General features: G+C 65.7%; 22 protein-coding genes, 1 other RNA gene and 1 pseudogene. 14 read left to right on the top strand and 10 right to left on the bottom strand.

Translation table 11 applies throughout. From position 1 onward, the window contains the following. Nucleotides 1-27: 27 nt before the first annotated feature. The 5 genes from HNS03_RS22830 to ssrA all read right to left on the bottom strand — a co-directional run bounded on the left by HNS03_RS22830 (nt 28) and on the right by ssrA (nt 3,567). Complete coding sequence (locus tag HNS03_RS22830; protein WP_367198365.1) at nt 28-210, bottom strand: DUF4169 family protein; 183 nt, start codon at nt 208-210, stop codon at nt 28-30. A gap of 50 nt (nt 211-260) precedes the next feature. Continuing rightward, nucleotides 261-1,652 carry a class II fumarate hydratase gene (gene fumC, locus HNS03_RS22825; RefSeq protein ID WP_367198364.1) on the bottom strand — a complete coding sequence of 464 codons (1,392 nt, stop codon included), beginning with the start codon at nt 1,650-1,652 and terminating at the stop codon, nt 261-263. 262 nt (nt 1,653-1,914) lie between these two features. Beyond that, nucleotides 1,915-2,514, bottom strand: a complete 600-nt coding sequence (locus tag HNS03_RS22820; RefSeq protein WP_367198363.1) for a glutathione S-transferase family protein — start codon at nt 2,512-2,514, stop codon at nt 1,915-1,917. 55 nt (nt 2,515-2,569) lie between these two features. Beyond that, nucleotides 2,570-3,106 carry an SspB family protein gene (locus HNS03_RS22815; protein ID WP_367198362.1) on the bottom strand — a complete coding sequence of 179 codons (537 nt, stop codon included), beginning with the start codon at nt 3,104-3,106 and terminating at the stop codon, nt 2,570-2,572. 99 nt (nt 3,107-3,205) lie between these two features. After that, nucleotides 3,206-3,567: a transfer-messenger RNA gene (ssrA, locus tag HNS03_RS22810) on the bottom strand. A gap of 126 nt (nt 3,568-3,693) precedes the next feature. Between ssrA and HNS03_RS22805 the strand changes: the two genes are divergently transcribed. The 9 genes and pseudogenes from HNS03_RS22805 (at nt 3,694) to HNS03_RS22765 (ending at nt 12,190) form a co-directional block, all read left to right on the top strand. After that, the gene (locus HNS03_RS22805) at nt 3,694-4,491 is read left to right on the top strand and encodes a thymidylate synthase (RefSeq protein WP_367198361.1); all 798 of its coding nucleotides are present in this window, start codon (nt 3,694-3,696) and stop codon (nt 4,489-4,491) included. Nucleotides 4,492-4,600: 109 nt separating this feature from the next. Then, nucleotides 4,601-4,930 (top strand): multidrug efflux SMR transporter, encoded by a 330-nt coding sequence (locus HNS03_RS22800; protein WP_367198360.1) that lies wholly within the window; start codon nt 4,601-4,603, stop codon nt 4,928-4,930. A gap of 123 nt (nt 4,931-5,053) precedes the next feature. Then, nucleotides 5,054-5,539 (top strand): N-acetyltransferase family protein, encoded by a 486-nt coding sequence (locus tag HNS03_RS22795; RefSeq protein WP_367198359.1) that lies wholly within the window; start codon nt 5,054-5,056, stop codon nt 5,537-5,539. Further along, nucleotides 5,536-6,069 (top strand): dihydrofolate reductase, encoded by a 534-nt coding sequence (locus HNS03_RS22790; protein WP_367198358.1) that lies wholly within the window; start codon nt 5,536-5,538, stop codon nt 6,067-6,069. Before HNS03_RS22795 ends, HNS03_RS22790 begins: the two co-directional genes overlap by 4 nt. Further along, nucleotides 6,066-7,325: a flavin monoamine oxidase family protein gene (locus tag HNS03_RS22785; RefSeq protein WP_367198357.1), complete on the top strand. Its 1,260-nt coding sequence runs from the start codon at nt 6,066-6,068 to the stop codon at nt 7,323-7,325. Before HNS03_RS22790 ends, HNS03_RS22785 begins: the two co-directional genes overlap by 4 nt. A 188-nt stretch (nt 7,326-7,513) precedes the next feature. Next, on the top strand, nt 7,514-8,743 hold the full coding sequence (gene hflK, locus HNS03_RS22780; protein ID WP_367198356.1) for an FtsH protease activity modulator HflK: 1,230 nt from the start codon (nt 7,514-7,516) through the stop codon (nt 8,741-8,743). Next, nucleotides 8,743-9,603, top strand: a pseudogene (gene hflC / locus HNS03_RS22775) (protease modulator HflC); the annotation flags it as partial. The gene hflK and the pseudogene hflC, both read left to right, overlap by 1 nt. A 476-nt stretch (nt 9,604-10,079) precedes the next feature. Continuing rightward, on the top strand, nt 10,080-10,265 hold the full coding sequence (locus HNS03_RS22770; protein WP_367198355.1) for a DUF2065 domain-containing protein: 186 nt from the start codon (nt 10,080-10,082) through the stop codon (nt 10,263-10,265). 476 nt (nt 10,266-10,741) lie between these two features. Continuing rightward, the gene (locus HNS03_RS22765; RefSeq protein WP_367198389.1) at nt 10,742-12,190 is read left to right on the top strand and encodes a DegQ family serine endoprotease; all 1,449 of its coding nucleotides are present in this window, start codon (nt 10,742-10,744) and stop codon (nt 12,188-12,190) included. A gap of 482 nt (nt 12,191-12,672) precedes the next feature. On the opposite strand, the gene HNS03_RS22760 is transcribed toward HNS03_RS22765, so the two are convergent. Then, nucleotides 12,673-14,058: an extensin family protein gene (locus HNS03_RS22760; protein WP_367198354.1), complete on the bottom strand. Its 1,386-nt coding sequence runs from the start codon at nt 14,056-14,058 to the stop codon at nt 12,673-12,675. 75 nt (nt 14,059-14,133) lie between these two features. Between HNS03_RS22760 and HNS03_RS22755 the strand changes: the two genes are divergently transcribed. Beyond that, the gene (locus HNS03_RS22755; RefSeq protein ID WP_367198353.1) at nt 14,134-14,757 is read left to right on the top strand and encodes a LysE family translocator; all 624 of its coding nucleotides are present in this window, start codon (nt 14,134-14,136) and stop codon (nt 14,755-14,757) included. Nucleotides 14,758-14,916: 159 nt separating this feature from the next. On the opposite strand, the gene HNS03_RS22750 is transcribed toward HNS03_RS22755, so the two are convergent. Then, the gene (locus HNS03_RS22750) at nt 14,917-15,900 is read right to left on the bottom strand and encodes a zinc-dependent alcohol dehydrogenase family protein (RefSeq protein WP_367198352.1); all 984 of its coding nucleotides are present in this window, start codon (nt 15,898-15,900) and stop codon (nt 14,917-14,919) included. Between the two features lie 104 nt (nt 15,901-16,004). Here HNS03_RS22750 and HNS03_RS22745 point away from each other — a divergent pair, with 104 nt between their 5' ends. Beyond that, nucleotides 16,005-16,508, top strand: a complete 504-nt coding sequence (locus HNS03_RS22745; RefSeq protein WP_367198351.1) for a hypothetical protein — start codon at nt 16,005-16,007, stop codon at nt 16,506-16,508. Between the two features lie 5 nt (nt 16,509-16,513). Here the strand turns inward: HNS03_RS22745 and HNS03_RS22740 are convergent, their stop codons facing one another. Together HNS03_RS22740 and HNS03_RS22735 are read right to left on the bottom strand one after the other, a co-directional pair. Further along, nucleotides 16,514-17,404 (bottom strand): D-alanyl-D-alanine carboxypeptidase family protein, encoded by an 891-nt coding sequence (locus HNS03_RS22740; protein WP_367198350.1) that lies wholly within the window; start codon nt 17,402-17,404, stop codon nt 16,514-16,516. Beyond that, nucleotides 17,401-18,270 carry a thioesterase family protein gene (locus HNS03_RS22735; protein ID WP_367198349.1) on the bottom strand — a complete coding sequence of 290 codons (870 nt, stop codon included), beginning with the start codon at nt 18,268-18,270 and terminating at the stop codon, nt 17,401-17,403. Before HNS03_RS22735 ends, HNS03_RS22740 begins: the two co-directional genes overlap by 4 nt. A gap of 49 nt (nt 18,271-18,319) precedes the next feature. Here HNS03_RS22735 and HNS03_RS22730 point away from each other — a divergent pair, with 49 nt between their 5' ends. Beyond that, the gene (locus HNS03_RS22730) at nt 18,320-18,778 is read left to right on the top strand and encodes a secondary thiamine-phosphate synthase enzyme YjbQ (RefSeq protein WP_367198348.1); all 459 of its coding nucleotides are present in this window, start codon (nt 18,320-18,322) and stop codon (nt 18,776-18,778) included. 10 nt (nt 18,779-18,788) lie between these two features. Here HNS03_RS22730 and HNS03_RS22725 read toward each other — a convergent pair whose 3' ends face one another. After that, nucleotides 18,789-19,910, bottom strand: a complete 1,122-nt coding sequence (locus tag HNS03_RS22725) for a hypothetical protein (RefSeq protein ID WP_367198347.1) — start codon at nt 19,908-19,910, stop codon at nt 18,789-18,791. 266 nt (nt 19,911-20,176) lie between these two features. Here HNS03_RS22725 and HNS03_RS22720 point away from each other — a divergent pair, with 266 nt between their 5' ends. Then, complete coding sequence (locus tag HNS03_RS22720) at nt 20,177-21,310, top strand: nitrogen regulation protein NR(II) (protein ID WP_367198346.1); 1,134 nt, start codon at nt 20,177-20,179, stop codon at nt 21,308-21,310. Next, complete coding sequence (locus tag HNS03_RS22715; RefSeq protein WP_367198345.1) at nt 21,307-21,942, top strand: response regulator transcription factor; 636 nt, start codon at nt 21,307-21,309, stop codon at nt 21,940-21,942. Before HNS03_RS22720 ends, HNS03_RS22715 begins: the two co-directional genes overlap by 4 nt. Nucleotides 21,943-22,347: the final 405 nt, after the last annotated feature.

The following is a 22,347-nucleotide window of genomic DNA, read 5'->3' as shown; positions in this document are numbered from 1 at the left end:
GCTGCTTAGCTCACGTGCCGAGCGGGCTCAGTCCTCGTCTTTGCGGCGATGGCCCTCGAGGTGGCGATTTTGCGCCTCGCGCCGTTTAGCCTCGGTGGACTTGTCCGCCTTGCTCATGCCGCGAAGCGCGCGGTTTTCCGCCGCGCGCTCCTTGTCTTCGGCGCGCTTCCTCTGCTTGCGCGCCTGCCGGAGATTGACGATCTCGGCCATGGTCTTTTCTCCGGACGGAAAGCCGGTTCCCGCTTTTCCCGGCTTTGGTTTTAGCTCGGGCCGATCATCTTCTCCGGCCGCACGATCTCGTCGAACTCCGCCTCGCTCACGAAGCCGAGTTTGACGGCCTCTTCGCGCAGCGTCGTGCCGTTCTTGTGCGCGGTTTTGGCAACCTTGGTGGCGTTGTCGTAGCCAATTTTCGGGGCGAGCGCGGTGACCAGCATCAGCGAGCGCTTCATCAGCTCTTCGATCTGGCCGCGATTGGCCTCGATGCCCACCACGCAGTGGTCGGTGAAGGAGCGCGCGCCGTCGGCCAAGAGCCGGATCGACTGCAGCATGGCGTAGGCCATCACTGGCTTGTAGACGTTGAGCTCGAAATGGCCCTGGGAGCCGGAAACCGCGATCGTGGTCTGATTGCCCATCACGCGCGCCGAGACCATCGTCAGCGCCTCGCACTGGGTCGGGTTCACCTTGCCCGGCATGATGGAGGAGCCGGGCTCGTTCTCCGGCAGGGAGAGCTCGCCGAGGCCGGAGCGCGGGCCGGAGCCGAGGAAGCGGATGTCGTTGGCGATCTTGAACAGCGAGACCGCCACCGTCTCCAACGCGCCATGGGCGGCGACATAGGCATCGTGGGCAGCAAGCGCCTCGAACTTGTTCTCCGCAGTGCGGAACGGCAGGCCGGTGATGGCGGCGACGTTGGCGGCGAATTTCTCCGCAAAGCCGATCTTGGTGTTAAGGCCGGTGCCGACCGCGGTGCCGCCCTGGGCAAGCGCATAGAGATCGTCGAGGGAGGCTTTCACCCGCTTGATGCCGAGCTGCACCTGCGCGACGTAGCCGGAGAACTCCTGGCCGAGCGTCAACGGGGTCGCGTCTTGGGTGTGGGTGCGGCCGATCTTGATGATGTCGGCGAATTCGTCCGCCTTGGCCTGCAGAGCGTCGTGCAGATGCTCAAGCGCAGGAATCAGCGACTGGACGATCTCTTCGGCCGCTGCGATGTGCATGGCGGTCGGGAAGGTGTCGTTCGACGACTGGGACCGGTTGACGTGGTCGTTGGGATGAACCGGCGTCTTGGAGCCGCGCTCGCCACCGAGGATTTCGATCGCCCGGTTGGAGATCACCTCGTTGGCGTTCATGTTCGACTGGGTGCCCGACCCCGTCTGCCAGACGACCAGCGGGAACTCGCCGTCGTGCTTGCCGTCGATCACCTCCTGGGCGGCGGTCGCGATGACGTCGGCCAGCTCGGGCTCGATGTTGGCGAGCTCCTTGTTGGTCAGCGCCGCCGCTTTCTTGATGATGCCGAGGGCGCGGATCACCGGCGTCGGCATCGTTTCGGTGCCGATTTTGAAGTTCTGGCGCGAGCGCTGGGTCTGCGCGCCCCAATAGTGGTCGGCGGGAACCTCTATCGGGCCGAACGAGTCGGTTTCCGTGCGGGTCGCGGTCATGGGGCGAAGCCTCCCAGAATGCTCGTGGAATCTGGGCGTTGATCTAGCGGGAAGCCGGAGCCGGCGCAATCGTTCCGCACGATCTCGTAGGGCTTGTGTCTTGGGGGTAATGCAATTTATGTGCGATATTGGACCATGTGGGTGGCGGCAAATGGCAACTCCGGCCGAGGATCGAACTCGGCTGCGTGATCCCGACGCGACCGAAGCCTCTTCCGCTCAGGTAAAAGCCTGATCGATCGGAAATTGCTTCAGTTTCAAGTGCTTATCCGGTTGGCTCGGTGGCCATGGCGCGCTGGAACGCAGGGCGAGCGGCGCATCGGTCGGCATAGGCGTTCAGGATCGGGCTTTCCGGCATCATGTCGAACATGCGCATGAAAATCGCCGAAGAGCCGAGCATGATGTCGGCGGCCGAGAAGGTCTCGCCCAGCACCCAGTCCGTCTCGCCGATTCCGGCTTCGAAGGCGGCGATCATCCGGTCGAAGTCGCCCCAGGCGTTGCGACCCGTGGCCGTCGTCCAGCCGCCTGCCTTTTCGGAAAGTGCGGGCTCGATCACGCTCGGGGTGAAGACCATCCACTGCCAGTAGAGGGCGCGCTGGGGATCGTCGGTGGCCGGTGCCAGTCCGCTGTCCGGATAGCGGTCGGCGATATAGCCGCAGATGGCGGCCGAATCGAACACGGTCGCCTGCCCATCGCGAATCGCCGGCACTTTGCCCATCGGGCTTGCGGTCATGAACTCCGAATGCGCGCGGGCCGACCCGTCGTGGACGTTCACTTCGCAAAGCGAATAGGGAAGGCCCGCCTCTTCCAGAAGCCAGATGATTCTGCTCGCGCGGGTGTGGGGTGCCCAGTAGAGCGTAATCATCGGCCGTCTCCTGACGTCTCTGGGGGAAGAATTTCCGCGGCCACTGGCCCCGTTGTCAGGGCTTCTTGCGGAAGGCATCGAGAGAGACCACCTCGGCGCCTTCCGGGCGCGGGGCCTCTTCCTCTTCGCTGGCTGCCTCGTCGGCGCCCTCTGGCGTGTCGTCCTGCATGGTGGCGGCGGTCTGCGGCGCCATGACCTGGGCCGGCGAGACGCCGGCCTCGCTCTGCTTCTCGTCGGTCTGCGGCTCGAACTGCAGGCCGAACTGGACCGAGGGGTCGAAGAAGCCCTTGATCGCGGAGAACGGGACGAGCAGCCGCTCCGGCACGCCGCCGAAGGAGAGCCCGACTTCGAACGAGTTCTCGGTGACGGTGAGCTCCCAGAACTGGTGCTGCAGCACGACCGTCATCTCGTTCGGATACTGCTCGCGCAGTCGCGACGAGATGCGCACACCGGGCGCACCGGTGTCGAACGCAATGTAGAAATGATGATTCCCCGGCAGACCGTTTTCGGCCACTTCCTTCAGGACCTTGCGGACAACACCGCGCAGGGATTCCTGAACCAGGACGTCGTAGCGGATCAGGTCCTCGGCCATCTCGGCAATCCTTGACTGGTTCGGAGCGAGCGCGTCTGGCTGGAGCCCAGGGCGCGAGCGATTGGGCCTAGCCCATACCAACACCGACACAGGAATCAAAGTGGGGGCTTCTGTTGCCAGGTGCCCCCGGGACCCCGCCTTACCGTGCTACCGGCAAGGGCTTAAAAGAGGTATCGCACTGCGTTACGCAGCGAGACGAGCCTCAGCATAGTTGTCGTTGGCAACTATAAGGTTTGGTCCGATAACGGCGGTACCATGCCGGGCGAAAGCCGAACCTTTACACCCTGGTCGAGCCTGTTTCGCCCCCACCAAAACCCTCGAACGCTTTCTCGAGGACTCAGGTGGAGGCGCCGGGTACTGCCCCCGGGTCCCATGGGCTTATTACGTTGGCCATTTATCGCCATAGCCGACCGTCGCCGGCAGGTTTGAATATAGGTCGAGGAGGCCGGCTTCGGAAGCCCCCACGTCACAATCGGTGGGGGCGATTTTCCATCACTATCCACAGGGTGGCCATGATCGGATGCAAGCGAATTGGCGTGTCACCCCAACACGTCGCTATAACCGATCCGACACATCGGAGATCGCAGATGCGCCAATATCACGATCTGATGGAACGCGTGCTGAGGGAGGGCGCGCGCAAAGGCGACCGCACCGGCACCGGGACCCGGTCGGTGTTCGGTCACCAGATGCGGTTCGATCTCGCCGACGGCTTTCCCTTGGTGACCACCAAGAAGATTCACCTGAAATCGGTGGTCTACGAGCTGCTTTGGTTCCTGTCCGGTTCGACCAATGCGCGCGAACTCAACGCCAATGGGGTGCGGATCTGGGACGAGTGGGCGGACCCGGAGACGGGCGAGCTCGGCCCGGTCTACGGCCATCAGTGGCGCTCCTGGCCGACCGCGGATGGCGGCACCATCGATCAGATCGCCGAAGTGGTCGATCAGATCCGCACCAACCCGAACTCCCGGCGGCTGATTGTGTCCGCCTGGAACCCGGCCGATATCTCCAAGATGGCGCTGCCCCCCTGCCACTGCCTGTTCCAGTTCTATGTGGCGAACGGGCGGCTCTCCTGCCAGCTCTACCAGCGCTCCGCCGACATCTTCCTCGGCGTGCCGTTCAACATCGCTTCCTATGCGCTGTTGACCCATATGATGGCGCAGGTGACCGGGCTCGTTCCGGGCGAGTTCATTCACACGTTCGGCGACGCCCATCTCTACGAAAACCATATCGAGCAGGCCGAGCTTCAGCTTTCCCGCGACCTTCGGCCGCTGCCCACGCTCACTCTCGATCCCTCGGTCGGCAATCTGTTCGCCTTCCGCTACGAGCACATCAGGGTCGAAGGCTACGATCCGCACGCGCACATCCGCGCGGAGGTGGCGGTCTAGTCGATCATGCCCTATTAGGGCCCTTTGAGAATCACCGCATGGCCGCGGCACTTCTCAAGCAGCCCGAAAGCGGGCAAATCGAACAAGTGCGCGAGTGGAGGCTTTCCCGTTGCACTACTTGACCTTGGGTCTTGCGATCCTGTTCGAGGTGATCGCCACGAGCATGCTGAAGGCAACGGACAACTTCAGCCGCATCGGGCTGACGCTCGCCATGTTCGCCTGCTACCTCTGCTCTTTCTATTTTCTGACGCTGACGATCCGATTGATGCCGATCGGCATCGTCTACGCGATCTGGGCCGGCCTCGGCATCGTGCTGGTCGCGATCGCCGGCGCGGTCGTCTACAAGGAGATGCTCGACGCGCCGGCCATCATCGGCATGATGTTCATCATCTGTGGCGTCGTCATCATCAACGTGTTCTCGAAGACCGTGTCGCACTGAGCACCGTCGGGCGAAGCGGACATCTGATTTTCTGTTCGAAACTGCGACCAAACACACATTCGGATCGAAACACATTGCCGGACGGGGCCCGGTCATGTGGTTTCCAGAAGCGGGAGGCCGCTCTTGGCGCTTGTCATTCGACCGGCCGAGCCGGAGGACGTGGACGATATCGTCCGGCTGATCCGTGAGCTCGCCGACTACGAGAAGCTCTTGCACGAGGCCGAAGCGGGCGAGGCCGAAATCGCTGCGGCGTTGTTTGCGCCGCAACCGCGGGTGTTTTGCGACTTGGCGCGCTGGCACGGCGAGCCGGTCGGCTTGGCGCTTTGGTATTATACCTTCTCCACCTTCGTCGGCCGTCACGGGATCTGGCTTGAGGATCTCTACGTGGAGCCCGACAAGCGCGGCCATGGCATCGGCAAGGCGCTCTTGACCGGGCTTGCCGCGCGCTGCGTGGCGGAGAATTTGGGCCGGCTGGAATGGTCGGTGCTTAACTGGAACGAACCGTCGATCGCCTTCTATGAGTCGCTCGGCGCGGGGCCGATGTCGGAGTGGACAACCTATCGCTTGACCGGATCGGCGCTGCTCGACGCCGGCCGCTACCTGCCATGACGGCGTCGGTCGTCCTGGTGGCTGCGGTCGCCAAAAACGGCGTGATCGGCCGCGACAACGGCTTGCCCTGGCGGCTATCCACCGACCTGAAGCGGTTCAAGGCGCTAACCATGGGCGCGCCGATGGTTATGGGGCGCAAAACCTTCCAGTCGATCGGCAAGCCGCTGCCGGGCCGGCGCACCATCGTGGTCACCCGCGATCCGACCTTCCTCGCCGACGGGGTGACGGTGGCCCTGAGTCTCGACGAGGCGCTGCGCGCCGCCCGGGCCGAGGCCGCCGATATGGGCGCCGAGCGCATCGCCGTCGTGGGCGGGGCGGAGATCTATCGCGCCGCGATCGGCAAAGCGGACCGGCTGGAGATCACCGAAGTCGACGGTACCGTGGAGGGGGACGCCCGCTTTCCCGACATCGTCCCCGGCGAGTGGCGGGAAACCGCACGGGAGCTCGTGCCGGCCGGCGAGAAGGATGATCACGCCATGAGCTTCGTCAGCTATGTGCGGGCGGGATCGAACGGGAAGGGCGGGCGATGACGGAGACCGACATCGTCGTGGTGGGTGCCGGCGCTGCCGGGCTGGCCGCCGGCGAACGCCTCGCCGAGCGCGGTCTCGATTTCCTGGTGCTGGAGGCTGCGGATCGAATCGGCGGGCGTGCCTACACCGAGACCGACAGCTTCGGCGTTCCGTTCGATCATGGCTGCCATTGGCTGCATTCGGCGTCGAAGAACCCGTTCCGTGAAATCGCCGACCGGCTTGGCCATCGTTATCTGAAGCGCACCAGCCGCCGCGCGGCGCACATGTTCCTGAAGGATCGGCCGGCCAGCGAGGCGGAACGGACCGCCGCGTGGAATGCCGTGGAGGCCGCGTTTGCCGCCTCCGAAGGCGCCGGGCGCATCGGCCGCGACGTGGCGGTATCGGAGGTGATCGATCCGCCGGCCGACTGGGCGCGGATGGTCGAGCACTGGATGCGGCTCCTGTCGTCGCTGGATGCCGAGGAGATTTCGACGCTCGACCTCGCCCGCTATGCCGACACCGGCGAAAACTGGCCGATGCTCGACGGCTACGGCGCCCTTGTGGCGGCAGCGGGTCGCTCCGTTCCCGTTCATACCGGAACGGCGGTCACCGCGATCGACTGGTCGGGACCTGGTGTGTCCGTGACGACGGATGCCGGTGCGATCCGCGCCAAGGGCGTGATCGTGACGGTTTCCACCAACGTGCTCGCCGCCGGGGCGATTCGGTTCACGCCGGCCCTGCCGGCCGCCCACGCCGATGCGATTGACGCCTGTCCCTGCGGCTATGCGGAGAAGGTCGCGCTGGGCTTCGACCGGCCGTTTCCGGGTCTGGACGAGGTTGCGTATATCGACACCCTCGATCCCAGCGATTCGGCTCGCTCGGCGGTCAACTTCACCGTCTATCCCGACCTGCGTGGCCATCCGGTCGCCGTTGGACAACTCGGCGGCAGCGTGTCGCGGGACCTGGAGCGCGCCGGCGAGGCGGCGATGGTCGACTTCGCGCTCGCCGCGCTCGCGGATGCCTTCGGCTCCGACATCAAGAACCATGTCCGTGCCCACCGGGTGACCCGCTGGGCATCGGACCCGTGGATCCGCGGCGCCTATTCGTGCGCCTTGCCGGGGCGTGCCGCGCGGCGCCTGCGTCTTGCCGATCCGATCGCCGAGCGAGTGTTTTTTGCCGGTGAAGCGACGTCTGCGGAAGCCTACTCCACGGCCCATGGCGCGCGCTGGTCGGGCCTGGATGCTGCCGATCGCGCGGCGCGGGCCACACGGAAGTGACGCCAGCAACGATCCGAACGTCTCGCAAGAACGACCGTGAACCCCTATATCGGGGCGACATCTTGACGGTTGCCGGCCGGTTTCGTTGAAAGCGGGCTTTCGGTTTCCTATAACCCGTCGACCGAAAGCGACGGTAATAAGGACAGCGTGCGGCGACCGGCTTGCGGCGGAGCGGCAAAGGAGAGCGGATGCCCTGGAGCAATCAGAGTGGCGGTGGTGGCCGGAGCGGCGGCCCCTGGGGAAGCGGCGGCGGTAGCGGCGGCCCTTGGGGCGGCGGTGGCGGCGGCAACGGCCCTTGGGGAGGTGGTGGTCCGAAGCCCGGCGGTGGCGGCGGGCAGTCTCCGGACCTCGAAGAGCTCCTGCGGCGTAGCCAGGACCGCATCAAGAAGATTTTCCCCGGCGATGGGCGGGGCGGCGGTGGCGGCGGTGGCCGCAATATCGGCCTCAAAGGGGCGCTGGTGGCGGGCGTCGCCGTGGTCGCGATCTGGCTTGCGACCGGCTTCTACCGCGTCAATCCGGGCGAGGTCGGTGTGGAGCTGGTGCTCGGCGGGTATGCCGGCATGACCCAGCCGGGCCTGAACTATAACTGGCCCTATCCGATCGGCGAGGTCTACACCCCGGACGTGCTGCGTATCCGCGAGCTCAACGTCGGCATTCGCGATGTGGGCGGGGTCTCCAACGCCGGACGCGACGTGCCGGAAGAAAGCCTGATGCTGACCGGCGACGAGAACATCGTCGACGTCGATTTCCGGGTGCAGTGGCGGATTTCGAACGCAGAGGATTATCTGTTCAACATCCAGAACCCTGAGGGAACCGTGAAAGCGGTTGCCGAGAGCGCCATGCGTGAAGTGGTCGGCACCAAGAACATCCAGCCGATCCTGACCCAGGAGCGCCAGCAGGTCGAAATGCAAGTACAGGAGCTGATGCAAAGGACACTCGACCACTATGAAGCCGGCATCGAGGTCGCGCAGGTCCAGCTGCAGAAGGTCGATCCGCCGCAGCAGGTGATCGACGCCTTCCGCGACGTGCAGGCGGCCCGCGCCGACCAGGAGCGCCTCCAGAACGAAGCCAACGCCTACGCTAACCGGGTCGTGCCGGAGGCGCGCGGTGAGGCGGCCCAGGTGGTCCAGCAGGCGAACGCCTACAAGGATCGCGTCGTGGCCGAAGCCCGCGGTCAGGCGGACCGGTTCGTGTCGATCTATGACGAATACGCCTTGGCGCCCGACGTGACCCGCCAGCGTCTCTATCTGGAAACCCTGGAACGGGTGCTCGGCCGGACCGACAAGATCATCCTTGGCGACGATGCCGGCGGCGCTAGCGGGGTCGTCCCGTACCTGCCGCTTGATCAACTGCAATCGGCGCCGAATCGCTCGACCGGTTCGTCGCGTTCGACCAGCCAGTCGACGGGAGGCCAGTGATGCGCGCAGGTCTCATCGCCATTATCGCCGTCGTCGTCGGCGCGCTGATTTTGATCAACACGTCGCTGTTCGTCCTGAACCCGACCCAGCAGGCGCTGATCCTGCAGTTCGGTCAGGTGCGCCGCGCGGTGACCGACCCGGGGCTCTATTTCAAGATCCCGTTCGTCCAGAACGTCCTGTTCCTCGACAAGCGGATCCTGGATCTCGACGTGCCGGCGCAGGAAATCATCGCGGAGGACCAGAAGCGCCTCGTGGTTGATGCCTTCGCCCGCTATCGCATCAGCAATCCGGTACTGTTCTACCAGTCGGTGAACAACGTCGCCGAAGGCGCCAGCCGCCTGTCGACCTTCATGCAGTCGGCGGTGCGTGCCGTGCTCGCCGATGCCTCGTTTACCGAGATCGTGCGCGACGACCGACCTCAGCTGATGGATCGTATCCGCCAGGAGGTGCAGAGCCGCGCCAATTCGCTCGGTATCGAGGTGGTCGACGTGCGCATCCGCCGCGCCGATCTGCCGGAGGCCAACAGTCAGGCGATCTTCCGACGCATGCAGACCGAGCGTCAGCAGGAGGCGACGGAAATCCGCGCCGAAGGTGAAGAGGCCGCCCAGCGCATTCGGGCGAACGCCGATCGTCAGGCCACTGTCATCATCGCCGAGGCGAACCGGGAATCGGATCAGATCCGCGGTCAGGGCGACGCCCAGCGCTCCTCGATCTTCGCGGAGGCCTACAACCGCGATCCGGGCTTCTTCGCCTTCTACCGGTCGATGCAGGCCTATGAGAGCAGCCTGAACAGCGACGACACCCGGTTGGTGATCTCGCCGAAGTCGGAGTTCTTCCGCTACTTCAACAGCCCGACGGGCGGCGAGGATCCGCGGGTCCTGCCGGATCCGAAGAAGGCGCAGAGCCTGCCGAGCCTCGGCACCAAGACGGTTCCTTCGCAGAGCTCCAACGGCGCGGCTGCGCCGGCCCCGACCGGTCCGCTGGAGAGCGGGTCGGCGGCGGATGACGACTCCGCGCTCGATTCTCAGGTCGAGAGCGAGGTCGAGGCCGTGGAGCAGCGGGCCGAGCAGGAGACCGAGGCGGCCGAGCCGTCGAACGGCTCCTCCTCCGGAGCGTCGAACGGGAGTGCCGACTCGCCCTCGTCCGGTGGTACATCGACCGGCGAGGGCTCCAGCGGCGCTCCGGCGAGCAATGGGGCTGCGTCGACGTCGCCGGCGAGCAATGGGGCTGCGTCGACGTCGCCGGCGAACGGCGCAAGCGGCTCGGCTCCTGCCGGCAGCGCCTCGCCATCATCCGGTAACGGCACGAGCAACCAGACCGCGCCCGCTCCGGCGCAATGAGCGAGTTCCTCGTTGCCATCGGATTGGTGTTGGCGATCGAGGGTACGCTCTACGCGACAATGCCGGGCGGCTTGAAGGCGATGATGCGCCAGGCGATCGGCATGTCGGACCAGGCGTTGCGCATCGGCGGTGTCGTTGCGCTCGCAGCCGGCGTGCTGATCGTTTGGCTCGTGCGGGGCTAGAGCGTTTCCGGGCCAAGTGGAAACTGGTTGGGCGTCCGGAAACGCGTTGAAACAATAATTTAGACCCGTTCCGCGAGGCCGAGAAAAGCGGAACGGGTTTAGAAGACAGAGCGGAGGTGACCCGCTTCGGTGTTTCCTCCGCTCGTTTTGGCGACGCGGTTCCGACGGTCTGTTTGGCGCGGCTGCTGACGGAAAACTGATTTCAGCCGTTTCGGAAATTGCTTCAGCCTGTCCAACGTCCTGCCATGATACCGACGCGATCGCACGCGAGGCATGGCGGCCGAATTCGATCCTGACAGCTTTCGTGGGATCGCTGAACGGATCCAACTCAACGCTTTGACGCGTTTCCAGACGGCGAAACGGTATCCGCTTCGCCCTGAAACGTTCTAGATCGAAATCGGGCGGAGTGCCCGGTCAACGGACCTCACCGGAGGAGGATCATGATCGATATCGTTGCGGATGCGCCGCGGCCGCTGATGCGGCTTGCCCAGGCCGCCGGCATTGCGCTGGTTGCCGCCTTCGTCACCGGTCCTGCAGTCGCCCAAGGGCCGCAGTCGGTCGCCGACATTGCGGAGCCGTTGTTCGATTCCGTCGTCAACATCTCCACCTCCCAGGAAGTCACCGGGCGGCGTTCGATGCCGATGCCGAAGATCCCCGAGGGCTCGCCGTTCCAGGAATTCTTCGACGAGTTCTTCGACAAGCAGCAGGAGCAGGACAACCGGCCGCGCAAGGTGCAGTCGCTTGGCTCCGGCTTCGTCATTTCCGAAGACGGCCTGATCGTCACGAACAACCACGTGATCGAGGACGCCGACGAAATCACCGTTAATTTCAATGACGACACCAGCCTGGAAGCGACCGTTCTGGGCCACGATCCCAAGACGGATCTGGCGCTTCTGAAGGTGGAGCCGGACAAGCCGCTGAAGGCGCTGGAGTTCGGCTCTTCGGATGCGCTCCGGATCGGCGATTGGGTGATGGCGATCGGCAATCCGTTCGGGCTGTCGGGCACGCTCTCGGTGGGCGTGGTGTCGGCGCGCGACCGCGATATCAACTCCGGTCCCTATGACGACTATCTGCAGACAGACGCCGCCATCAACCGCGGCAACTCCGGCGGTCCGCTGTTCAACATGCAGGGCCAGGTGGTCGGCGTGAACACGGCGATCATTTCGCCGTCCGGCGGTTCGATCGGCATCGGCTTCGCGATTCCCTCCGAAATCGCGATGCATGTCGTCGACCAGCTTCGCGAATATGGCGAGACCCGGCGCGGTTGGCTCGGCGTGCGCATTCAGACCGTCACCGACGACATCGCCGATTCCCTCGGAATGGACGGCGCCAAGGGGGCGCTGGTCGCGGGCGTGACGGACGACGGGCCGGCGGAGAAGGCGGGCATCGAAGCCGGCGACGTGATCCTCTCCTTCAACGGCGAGGAGGTCCCCTCCATGCGGGATCTGCCGCGTATGGTCGCCGATACCGACATTGGCCGCAGCGTCGATGTGGTCGTGCTGCGCAAGGGCGAGGAAGTCACCGTTCCCGTCGAGCTGGGCCGGCTGGAAGAGGCCGAGGAGACGGTGCTCGCCGACGAAAGCACGGGTTCGGACAATGGCTCTTCCGAAACTGAGGAGAGCCAGACCGAGGTCCTGGGCATGACGGTGTCCGACATCTCGGCGAAGCAGCGCGAGGAATTCGATCTCGGTGAGGACATCGAAGGCGTGCTGGTGGTCGAGGTCGATCCCGATGGTCCGGCCGCGGAGAAGCGGGTTCAGGCCGGCGATGTGATCGTCGAGGTTGCCCAAGAACCGGTGGCCACCCCCAAGGACGTTGCCGACCAGGTGGCCAAGCTGAAGGAAGATGGCCGCAAGACGGCGCTTCTGCTCCTGTCCAACGGGTCGGGCGAGCTGCGCTTCGTCGCGGTTCGTTTGGAGGACTAAGCAAAGCCAGCGAAAGTGGGTACCGGTTTCGCGTCCGGCTTTGCGACTAAGAAAAACAATGCCAGCGAAAGTGGGAAGCTGCTTTTGTCCTCACGCTGACGCGGCTTTGCCGCTTCGCTCCGGACTGGGCGGCGTGACCGGCCGGCATGCGGTCGCATGCCGGCTTCGCGTTTTTCTTGCTCACGACAGTCGCGCTCCGCGCGACGTCTCCGCAGTGGCGGCCCGCAAGGGCCGGCATGCGGTCGCATGCTAGCTTTGCGGTTGTTCCCTTTTACGTGAGTTCATGTTGGGCGACGGGTGGCGATTGACGGAGGGCCGTCGCTTTATCCTTCGCTCAGTCCGGCGAAAGCCGGAATCCAGGGCCACATGACCAGCGTTGGCGAATAAGACCCTTTGCTCTGGCTTCGGCCAGGGTGAGAGGGGCGAAGAGGGATGGACTTCACTTCGCCAACCGCCGGTCGGCGTCGATCCACGCTCCCTCATCACTCGCAGATGGCGTAGCCGTTTGTCCGCTTGGCCATGTCCAGGTGGAGATGGTCGAAGTGGGCGGCGTTCGCCTTCGGCCCGAGTACGGTCTTGAAGCGCTTGCAGGCGGCCTTGTGCAGGGCGGCCCAGAACGCCTTTTCCTCGCCGGTCGACCGGTCGATCCCCACCACCGTCAGGAAATGATCGTCGGCAAGACGCAGCGCCGGCAGGTCGAAGGCGTTGCCGAACGCGTGCTCGGAGAGCTGAGCGTCCGGATCGTTGTTGCGACCACGGCAGGCATAGGCGGTACCCGGTCCGATCTCGATCAGCGGGCTGTCCAGATGTTTCTCGGCCAGGGGCTGTACGTCTTCGGCCAGGAAACGCACGAACGTGTTGGCGAACGCACAGGAGAGAAGCGGCGGCGACGCGAACCGGATCGGCGGTTCGGTGCCGATCTCCGAGAGGCTCACGGCATTGTCGATGCCGCAATCGTCGTCGCCGCGGACGTGGCCGCGGCTTGTGAAGACAACGTGGAGATCCGGTGGGAAGCGGCACTGGCGCTCTTCCATGCGCGGATTGGCCTTGGGCGGACCGAACTCCGCCCGGCGGGCGACCGACTGGTCGTCCAGGGGCGGGCGCGGTGGCGGATCGTAGGACGGACGGGCCAGGGGCACGTCGTCGGGACGCGCCCGGTCAGGGGCGGGATCGCCCACCCACCCGTCTTTCGGCTCCGGTTCCGATGGCTGTTCGGTCGTCTGCGCCATGGTGATCGGTGCGGCTGATGCCTCGCTCTCCGGGCGTGGGACGGGCCGGTTCGGCCGTTCCGGAGCTGGACGGCCGATCGGGGCGGGCGTTGTCGTCGCGACCGTGGGTTTCTCGGGCAGGGGGGCGAGGGGGGCTGCAGTCACGGTGTCCGATGGCGGGGGAGCGGCCGCCGTTGCCACTTCCTCGGTGGGCACGTCTTCGCCAGCGAAAGCGGGCGCCGCTTCGTCGTCATGTGCCACGGCGCTCTTCGGACGATCGATCGGAACGCCTTCCGGTTCCGTGCGCGCAGGCGGACTGTCGCCGACGGGCGCCAAGGCGACGGCCTCCGTCTCGCTCTCGTCTGTCGCGGTTTGCGTTGCCTCGTCGCCCTTCGAAGGCGACGCCTGGGGCGTCGCAGTCACGGGGCGCGGCGGCGGGACGGGCGCCTTTTCCGGCGAGCGGCGCGGCCGAGGATCGGCAGCCAGAGGAGCCGCCAGCTCACCCACAGAAGTACCCGGCCGTGGCATCGGCGTCGGCGCCGTGGCGGCGGCGGATGTGGCCGACAGGACGATCAGAACGAGACCGGCGAGCGGTGCGATGAGACGGGCGGGGCGGGCGATCGGTTTCGGGCCTCGGCGATGGTGAACGGTTGCCTTCACATACGGGACTTGCTCCCTTGAAACGTCTAAGGCTTGATCACGGTTCGGTGACGACGCGACAAAAGGGATCAGGAGATGACCGGCGAACTCTATGCGGCCTACGTGTTGGCGACCCTCGTGGTCTTGGCCATTCCGGGGCCGACGATCCTCCTGGTCGTCTCCTATGCGGTCTCGCGCGGGCGCCGGGCCACGCTGCCGTCCGTGGTCGGCGTGGCGTTGGGCGATGCCACGGCGGCAACCGTCTCCCTTCTCGGGCTTGGCGCGATTCTCGCCACGTCTGCAACCCTATTCATCGTTCTGAAGTGGGTGGGCGCGGCCTATCTCGTCTTTCTTGGCATCAAGATGTGGCGGGAAGGCGCGACCTCGCTGGATGTGGCCGCGCCGCCGGAGAATGATGGGCGCCGTATCCTCCTGCACGCTTGGCTGGTCACGGCGCTCAATCCCAAGGGCATTGTGTTCTTCATCGCATTCCTGCCGCAGTTTGTGGCACCGGAGGCCGCCCTTGCGCCGCAGTTGTTTCTGTTGGGAACGACCTTCGTGGTGCTCGCGATCGTGAACGCCACCGTTTACGCGCTGCTTGCGTCCGCAGTGCGCGAACGGATCCGCCAGCCGCGCGTGCTGGCGCTTGCCCAGCGCATCGGTGGCTCGGTGTTGATCGCCGCCGGGCTGGCGACGGCGGCCGTGCAGCGCTCGAGCTAGAGTTCGTTTGCGCTCACGCCAGCTCGTCGGTCCGCGGGTGCGGCTGTTCCTTTGTCCCGGTCGCTGCACTCCGCGCCGCTTGACGAGCCGGCGCGCGGTCGCGCGCTGGCTTCGCGGCATGCGGAAAAAGTTTAAGAGCAACAAATTCCAAGTGAGCGCTCACATCGTGAGCACGGCGGCCCCTTTCAGCCGGCCGGCGCGGAGGTCGTCGAGGGCCTGGTTGGCCTCGCTAAGCGGGTAGGGCACCGTCTGGGTTCGGATGCCGGCTTTCGGGGCCAGCGCGAGGAACTCGATCGCGTCGGCCCGGGTCAGGTTCGCAACCGACCGGATCACTCGCTCCTCCCAAAGATCGCGATAGGGAAAGCTTGGGATATCGGACATGTGAATGCCGCCGGAAACGACCGTGCCGCCTTTGCGCACGTCCTTCAGCGCGGCCGGGATCAGCGCGCCGACCGGCGCGAAGATCAAGGCGGCGTCGAGCGGTTCCGGGGACGGCTGGTCGGACCCGCCGGCAAAGGCGCAGCCGAGGCTTGTGGCGAACTCCTGAGCCTGGGTGTCGCCGGGCCGGGTGAAGGCGAGCACGCGCCGGCCTTCATAGTGGGCTTCCTGGGTGACGATATGGGCAGCGGCGCCGAAGCCGTAGATGCCGATGGTCTCAGCCGGTCCGGCGAGCTTTAGTGTGCGGTGGCCGATCAGCCCGGCACACAGAAGGGGCGCGGCCTCGACGTCGGAATAGGCGTCGGGGATCTTAAAGGTGAAAGCCGCATCGGCGATCGTGTGGGTCGCGTAGCCGCCGTTACGGGTGTAGCCGGTGAATTTCGGGTCGTCGCAGAGATTTTCCCGCTCCGAACGGCAATAGCGGCAGGTGCCGCAGGTGTGACCGAGCCACGGCACGCCGACCCGCTCGCCGATCGTAAAACCCGTGACGCCGTCGCCCAGGCCCGCGACCCGACCGACGATTTCGTGGCCGGGCACAATCGGAAGCGCTGGATCGGGCAGTTCGCCGTCGACCACGTGCAGGTCCGTGCGGCAGACACCGCAGGCGGAAACCTCCACCAGGATCTCGCCCGGGCCGGGCGCGGGCGTTGCGCGCTCGTCCATCCTGAGCGGGGTTCCGGGTCGCTCCAGGACCATTGCGCGCATCGCCCATCTCCCTGTTTGACATGGCTCGCCTGCACCGTGCCATGTTCGCGACACGAGGGCGAGTATGATCGATCGTCGAACGGCTTCGGGAGGTTCATCTCAAAATGCTTAGGCATGCATTCTTGATTGCCGGTCTTGGTCTTGGGGTGACGCTGCCCGCCGCCGCCCAAACCGTTGCACCGGACACGGACGGCGGACGCTACGCGCTCCAGGAAGTGAGGGCCGGCGTGCTGCGCCTCGACGGGGAAACCGGCGAAGTCTCGCTCTGTCGGGAGCGCGATCACGGATGGGCGTGCGAGCTGATCGCCGACGACCGCTCCGTCTACACCAGTGAGCTGGATCGGCTGGAGGCGGAGAATGCGGCCCTTGCCGCCAGGGTAACGGCGCTGGAGGCAAGGCTTGCGGCGGTCGCCGACCTGGCGGGGAGCCCGGTCGAAACGCCGACAGACTCCGAAAGCGCGGATGCCTATCGCCTCGGCCAGATGGAGACGGACGCGGAAGACGAACTCGATCGCGCGCTCGACACCACCGAACGCGCGATGCGCCGCTTCTTTGGCATGATCCAGGAGCTCAAGAGGGACTTCGAGAGCTATCCGGATCAGCCGTAGACGATCTACAGATATGTCTCGATCAGCTCCGTGACCTCCCGGTCGCGGGCGCGACCAGTCTTGCCGCCCATCACCACCACGATCACGGTGCGCCCGCCGCGTCGCGCGGAGGCGGCGAGGTGGAAGCCGGAGGCGCGGATATAGCCGGTCTTGATACCATCGACGCCGCGGACCTTGCCGAGCAACTTGTTGGTGGCCTCGTAGCGCCGACCATCATAGCGAAATTCGCGGGTGCGGAAATAGGAGGCAAAGCGCGGAAGCCTTGTCTTCAGGGCGCGGCCCAGGATCGCCATGTCGCGGGCCGTGCTGACCTGGAGCGGATCCGGCAGCCCCGAAGCGTTGACGAAGCGGGTGCGGTTCATGCCGAGCTGTTTCGCGCGTGCCGTCATCTGGGCTGCGAAAGCCTCCTCCGAGCCGGCAAGCGCCTCGGCCACCACGACGGCGACGTCGTTCGCCGACTTGATCGCCATGGCCTGGGCGGCGTCGCGCACCTTGATCGTGGATCCAGCCTTCAGTCCCAGCTTGGCCGGTGGGCGGGAGGCGGCTTCTTCCGAAACCGGCAGCTCGGAGTTGAGGCTCAAGGTGCCGCTCTCCACAGCCTCGAACAGCAGGAACAGCGTCATCATTTTGGTGAGCGAGGCGGGAAAGCGCAAGGCTTCGGCATTTTCTTCGTAAAGCGATTTCCCGGTCATCATGTCGGCGACGTAGACGGAGTGGCCGCGCGTCTCCGCAGTGCCCAGAAGCACGCTGAGCGGCGCCGTCTCCACGATTGGCGCCGGCGGTTCGGCCGGCGGTGTGCGATCGGGCTCCGGTGTCGACTGGCAAGCGGCGAGCGCAACCAGAGCGCCCGCCAGAAGCGACGTTCGGACAAGCTGAAGAGCGGTCCGCCAGCTCACGTATCGGCCCCGCCGATGAGCGGAATGGCCGCGATGACGTCCCCTGGGAAGCGGACGGCTTTACGGGCCGCCAGGTCCATGGCGATGCTGATGGAATCGCCGATCGCGAGGGGACGCCCGCTGCGCGTTTCGAACAGGCAGTGGCGCATCCACAAGGTGCGTTCGCTTGCCGTTACGATCCCGCTCACCTGTTCCACCAGATCGCCGACGGCCAGGCGCTCATGGCGGACGAGCCGCATCTCCACCGCGACACGGCCCCAACCGCGTTCGTTGATCTTGGTCTTGGTCAGCCCGATCGCCTCCCACAGCGCGGAGGCGCCATCGGAGAAATGCCCCACGATGGTGCGGTCCAAGGCGACGCCGTCAGCGTCGACATCGGCCGGCTGGATGATCCCGCGGGAGGTGATCACGGCCCCCTTTTCGAACAGGGCGGCCCGGTCTTGGGGCGCGGGAATATCTCCGGTAACGCCGCGGGGGGCTATCCGCGCGGGCTCCGGCGCGATCGCGGCATTGGCCGCTTCTGCGCGCGCAGCCAATTCGGGCGTGGCGGTGGCTGGATAACGGTGCCAGGCGGTGGCGCTCACCCGGCCGGTGGAAATATCGATGAGGCTGTGCACGATCCCCGGTGCCAATGGACCGTCTGTGACGATGCCGCTTTCCATGCGCAGGATGTCGCCTTCGACCAGTTCGGCGTGGTAGCGGACATGACGGGCCACCGGCGCCAGGGCGGGATCGAGCCCGGCCATGGCCGCGAAGTGAGCCGCTGCGATCTCGAAGCGCGAAAAGTAGAACTGCACGTTCAGATGGGCGTTCTCGTCGCATTCCCAACTGTTGACGAAAGAGACGAGCGTTTCGAGAGCGGGCATCTGAGCTCCTGGCGGGGATAGAGACGGATTGCATAAAGGGAGATACCCCATGCGGCAGCAACGCGAAATGGCGAGGGCCGATGCCGGGTCGCTCCGTCAGCGGACCGCGCGGATGGAGGTCGAGACCGGGCCGCGTCGCTTTCACGACGTGAGTGCCGCCGTCGACGGCTGGCTCGGCGAGATCGACGCCGGCGAAGGGCTTTTGACCGTGTTCCTGCGCCATACCTCCGCGTCACTGACGATCCAGGAAAATGCCGACCCGGACGTGCTCAGGGATCTTCTGGACGTGCTCGACAGGCTGGCGCCCGCGTCCGGCAGCTATCGCCACGGCAGCGAAGGGCCGGACGATATGCCGGCCCACATCAAGACGATGCTGACGGGCGCGAGCATCGCCGTACCGGTCCTGAACGGCCGGATGGATCTCGGCACCTGGCAGGGGCTCTACGTGATCGAGCATCGGGCCCGCGGTCACGCACGCAGCCTGACGCTGCACTATTTGGGGACTTGATGTGCGCGCTTCAGACGCGGGCGAAGGATAAGGAAACGGCCGCGCCGAGCCCACGCCCGAACAGGTGGACGGCTAGCCAGAGGCTGCGACCGGTCAGATCCAGAAGGAAGAAGCTGCCGCGCTTGACTGCACCATAGAGCGCGAGCCCCACCATCCAGGCGACAAAGCTTGCCGCGGCGCCAATGATCGCGCGTGCTGCATCGACCCCCAGGCGGAAGGCGCGAAGGGCCGTCTTTCCGGTCAATTCGATCACCGCGCGCGTGTTACGTCCGAACCGGGCCGACATGCCGGCGATGCCTTCCAGATCGTCGGCGCTGCGTACATAGCGCATCAGCCGCACGGTCTCGCCGGGGCCTGCCGTCCGGGCGACCCGGCCGATGGTGGAAACGGTGGTGAGGAGCTCGCCGCCGGTATCTGCGGCGCGGGCGGCTCGAACCTGGGGCCGGGCAAGCCGGGCGGTGTCGGTCGCGTCGTCGGAGAGCCGTGCCGGCCGGCCGAGCGAGCGCACGAACCGCGTTTCTTTGGCCTGGCGCAAAAGCACCCGGCCGAAATCCGCGGTCAGATTTCCCGTGCGCTTGGCAGCCTTCAGGACGGACAGTCCGGCCTTCACCGTCAGGCTGGTGCCGCCGGTGGCGATCACCGCGCCCTCCGCCGCGAGCCCGACAGCGGCGATGGCCAGCAGGAACTGGGAATAGTCCTGGCCGCTCATCGCCTTGCCGCCTTCGATCGCGAGATCGCGCACATCGCCCACGACTGTCAAATCGGAGATCACGGCACCGGCAAGTCCCGCTGCGGTATCGCCGTGACCGGTCACGTAGGCGGTGACGAACTGGCCGGTGTTGCGCAGGACGGTGGCCGCAACCGTCTGCGCGTCGGCAAGTTCCGCCTGCGTTTGCGGGGCCAACGCTCGATCGAGCGAACCGGCGAGGGCGGCGAACTGCTCGGCGCCGGCGACGTCGCCGGTATCCAACGCCGCGACGACCCGCCGATCGAGCTCGCCGGGCGGTGTCGCCTCAAGAAGCGCGGCTTGAATCGCATCGTTCTCGTCGGGCGCAAGCGCCCCTCGGGCTGCGAACAGCACGACCGTGGCGAGGGCGAGCAAAATCGCCGCGAATAGTCTGTTGAGATTCAATATTTTCCACCCACTGCCCCGCAATCAAGCGGGTGCGAGCCCCAACGCAGGGTTTTATGTTGGTTCGGCGCGTCGGAAAGAAAAGACGCGAAGCGTTGCCGCACCCGCCCTTCGGCCGGCCAGCGTCGCTTTACCCGGACTGGGAATCCTGTCTATGGTCTTCGAAACTTTGAAAACGTCGAAGGTTCGACGGCAGGCTCGCAAACACGAAGCTTAAGAAGCCAATGCGGGAAGAACGCGGCCGCAATTTGTCGGAGTCCCAGGCCGTGTCCGAGGCACGCCTTCTGAGCGTACTGGACACAGCGGTCGACGGGATCATTGTGGCCGATGAGACCGGGTGCATCCTCGTCTACAACAAGGCCTGCGAGAAGCTGTTCGGATACGCCGCGACCGAAATGATCGGACGCAACGTGAAGGCGATCATGCCGGCGCACTTCGCTCGCGAACACGACAGCTATATCTCGAACTACCTGACGAGCGGGGAGCCGAAGATCATCGGCATCGGCCGCCGGGTGGAGGCGCAGCACCGCGACGGCACGGTGTTCCCGGTCGAGCTTTCGGTTGGCGAGGCGATGACGCCCCAGGGCCGGCAGTTCATTGGCATTCTGCGCGACGACCGTCCGAGGGCGGCCTACGAAGAGCGGGTGGCGGAGCTCCAGGCGGAGCTCGTCCACATGGCTCGTGTCACGGCGCTGGATGAGATGGGCTCGGCGATCGCCCACGAGCTGAACCAGCCACTGACGGCGGCAATGCTCTATCTGCAGGCGGCGACCCGCCGGTTGAAGGCGGGCGAGGGCGAGCCCGATCAACTCGTGATCGACGTCATCGCCAAGGCGATGCGGGAGGCGGAGCGCGCCGCCTCGATCATCCAGCGCATGCGCAACTTCATCGAGAAGCGCGAGCCGAACCGACGCTGGTCCTCGGTTGCCGCCCTGATCGACGAGGCGCTGGAGCTGGCTCTGGTCGGGGCGAAGGGACGCAACATCGAAGTGGTACGCCGGATCGACCCGGCGGTGCCGCAGATCGCCGTCGATCCGATCCAGATCGAGCAGATCCTGGTCAATCTCATGCGCAATGCCGCCGAGGTCGTGGCCGGGCGCGAGCAGCGCCGGATCGAGATCGGGGCGGTGGTGGACGGCGACCGTCTGCGGATCTCGGTGCGCGATTCCGGGCCGGGCATCCCGCAGGACAAGCTGCCCGACCTCTTCAAGGCGTTCTCTTCAAGCAAGAGCTCGGGGCTTGGGCTAGGGCTCGCGATCTCCAAGTCCATTGCCCAGAACCACGGCGGCGAGCTGTCGGTCGAGCCGGGCGGGCACGGACACGGCGCCTGCTTCCGGCTCGATCTGCCGCTCGATGCCGAGCCGACCGCGGACGAGAACGTCTCGGACGGTGGGTCATGACCGACGCCGGCGGCACTCAAGTCTCTCCACGGCTCTACGTGGTCGACGACGACACGGCGGTGCGGGATTCTCTGGTGGAGCTGTTTCGGCTGGAAGGCTTTGAGGTCGAGGCGTTTTCCAACGGGGCGGAGTTCATCAGCCGTGCGCAGAAGGAGCCGGCCTGTACCATCCTGGACGTGCAAATGCCGGGGCGTTCCGGCCTCGACATTTTGAGCATCCTGCAAGCCTCGACCTATCCCGAGCCGATTTTCATCATGTCCGGCCATGGCGATATTCCGATGGCCGTGCGTGCCATCAAGGATGGCGCGTTCGATTTCTTCGAGAAGCCGTTCGACGCCGATACTGTGATCGAGCGGGTCCGCTCCGCCTTGGGGTCGCGTCGGGACAGGGAAAGCGCGGACGCGGAGCTGCCGCCGTCCTTTCCGGGCGGGACGCTTCTGACGGCGCGCGAGCGCCAGGTGCTGTCGGAAATCACTGGCGGGGCCTCCAATAAGGAGGCCGGCCGCCGGCTGGGCATCAGCCCGCGCACCATCGAAGTGCATCGCGCGCGGATCATGGAAAAGCTCGGCGCCCGCAACGCCGCCGATCTGGTCCGCATTGTCTATACCGGGAATGGATCCGTGGAGGGGTAATCCTCCACAGCATTCCGGACGGCGAACCGGTGTCCACTTCGCCTGGAAACGCTCGTGGCCGCGCCCGCGCAGCCGCGAGCGAAGCTCGCTGGCGTGAGCGCTTATTTTCAGAGCAAATCCCGGACGGAAAACCGGTTCCCACTTTTCCTGGGATTTGCGCAGCCAGCGCGCGACCGCGTGCCGGCCCTCATGGGCCGCGCCCGCGCAGCCGCGAGCGAAGCTCGCTGGCGTGAGCGCTTATTTTCAGAGCAAATCCCGGACGGAAAACCGGTTCCCACTTTTCCTGGGATTTGCGCAGCCAGCGCGCGACCGCGTGCCGGCCCTCATGGGCCGCGCCCGCGCAGCCGCGAGCGAAGCTCGCTGGCGTGAGCGCTTATTTTCAGAGCAAATCCCGGACGGAAAACC

Source organism: Amorphus sp. 3PC139-8 (assembly GCF_040750475.1).
GTDB lineage: Bacteria > Pseudomonadota > Alphaproteobacteria > Rhizobiales > Amorphaceae > Amorphus.
This window is presented reverse-complemented; position numbering and strand designations above follow the sequence as displayed.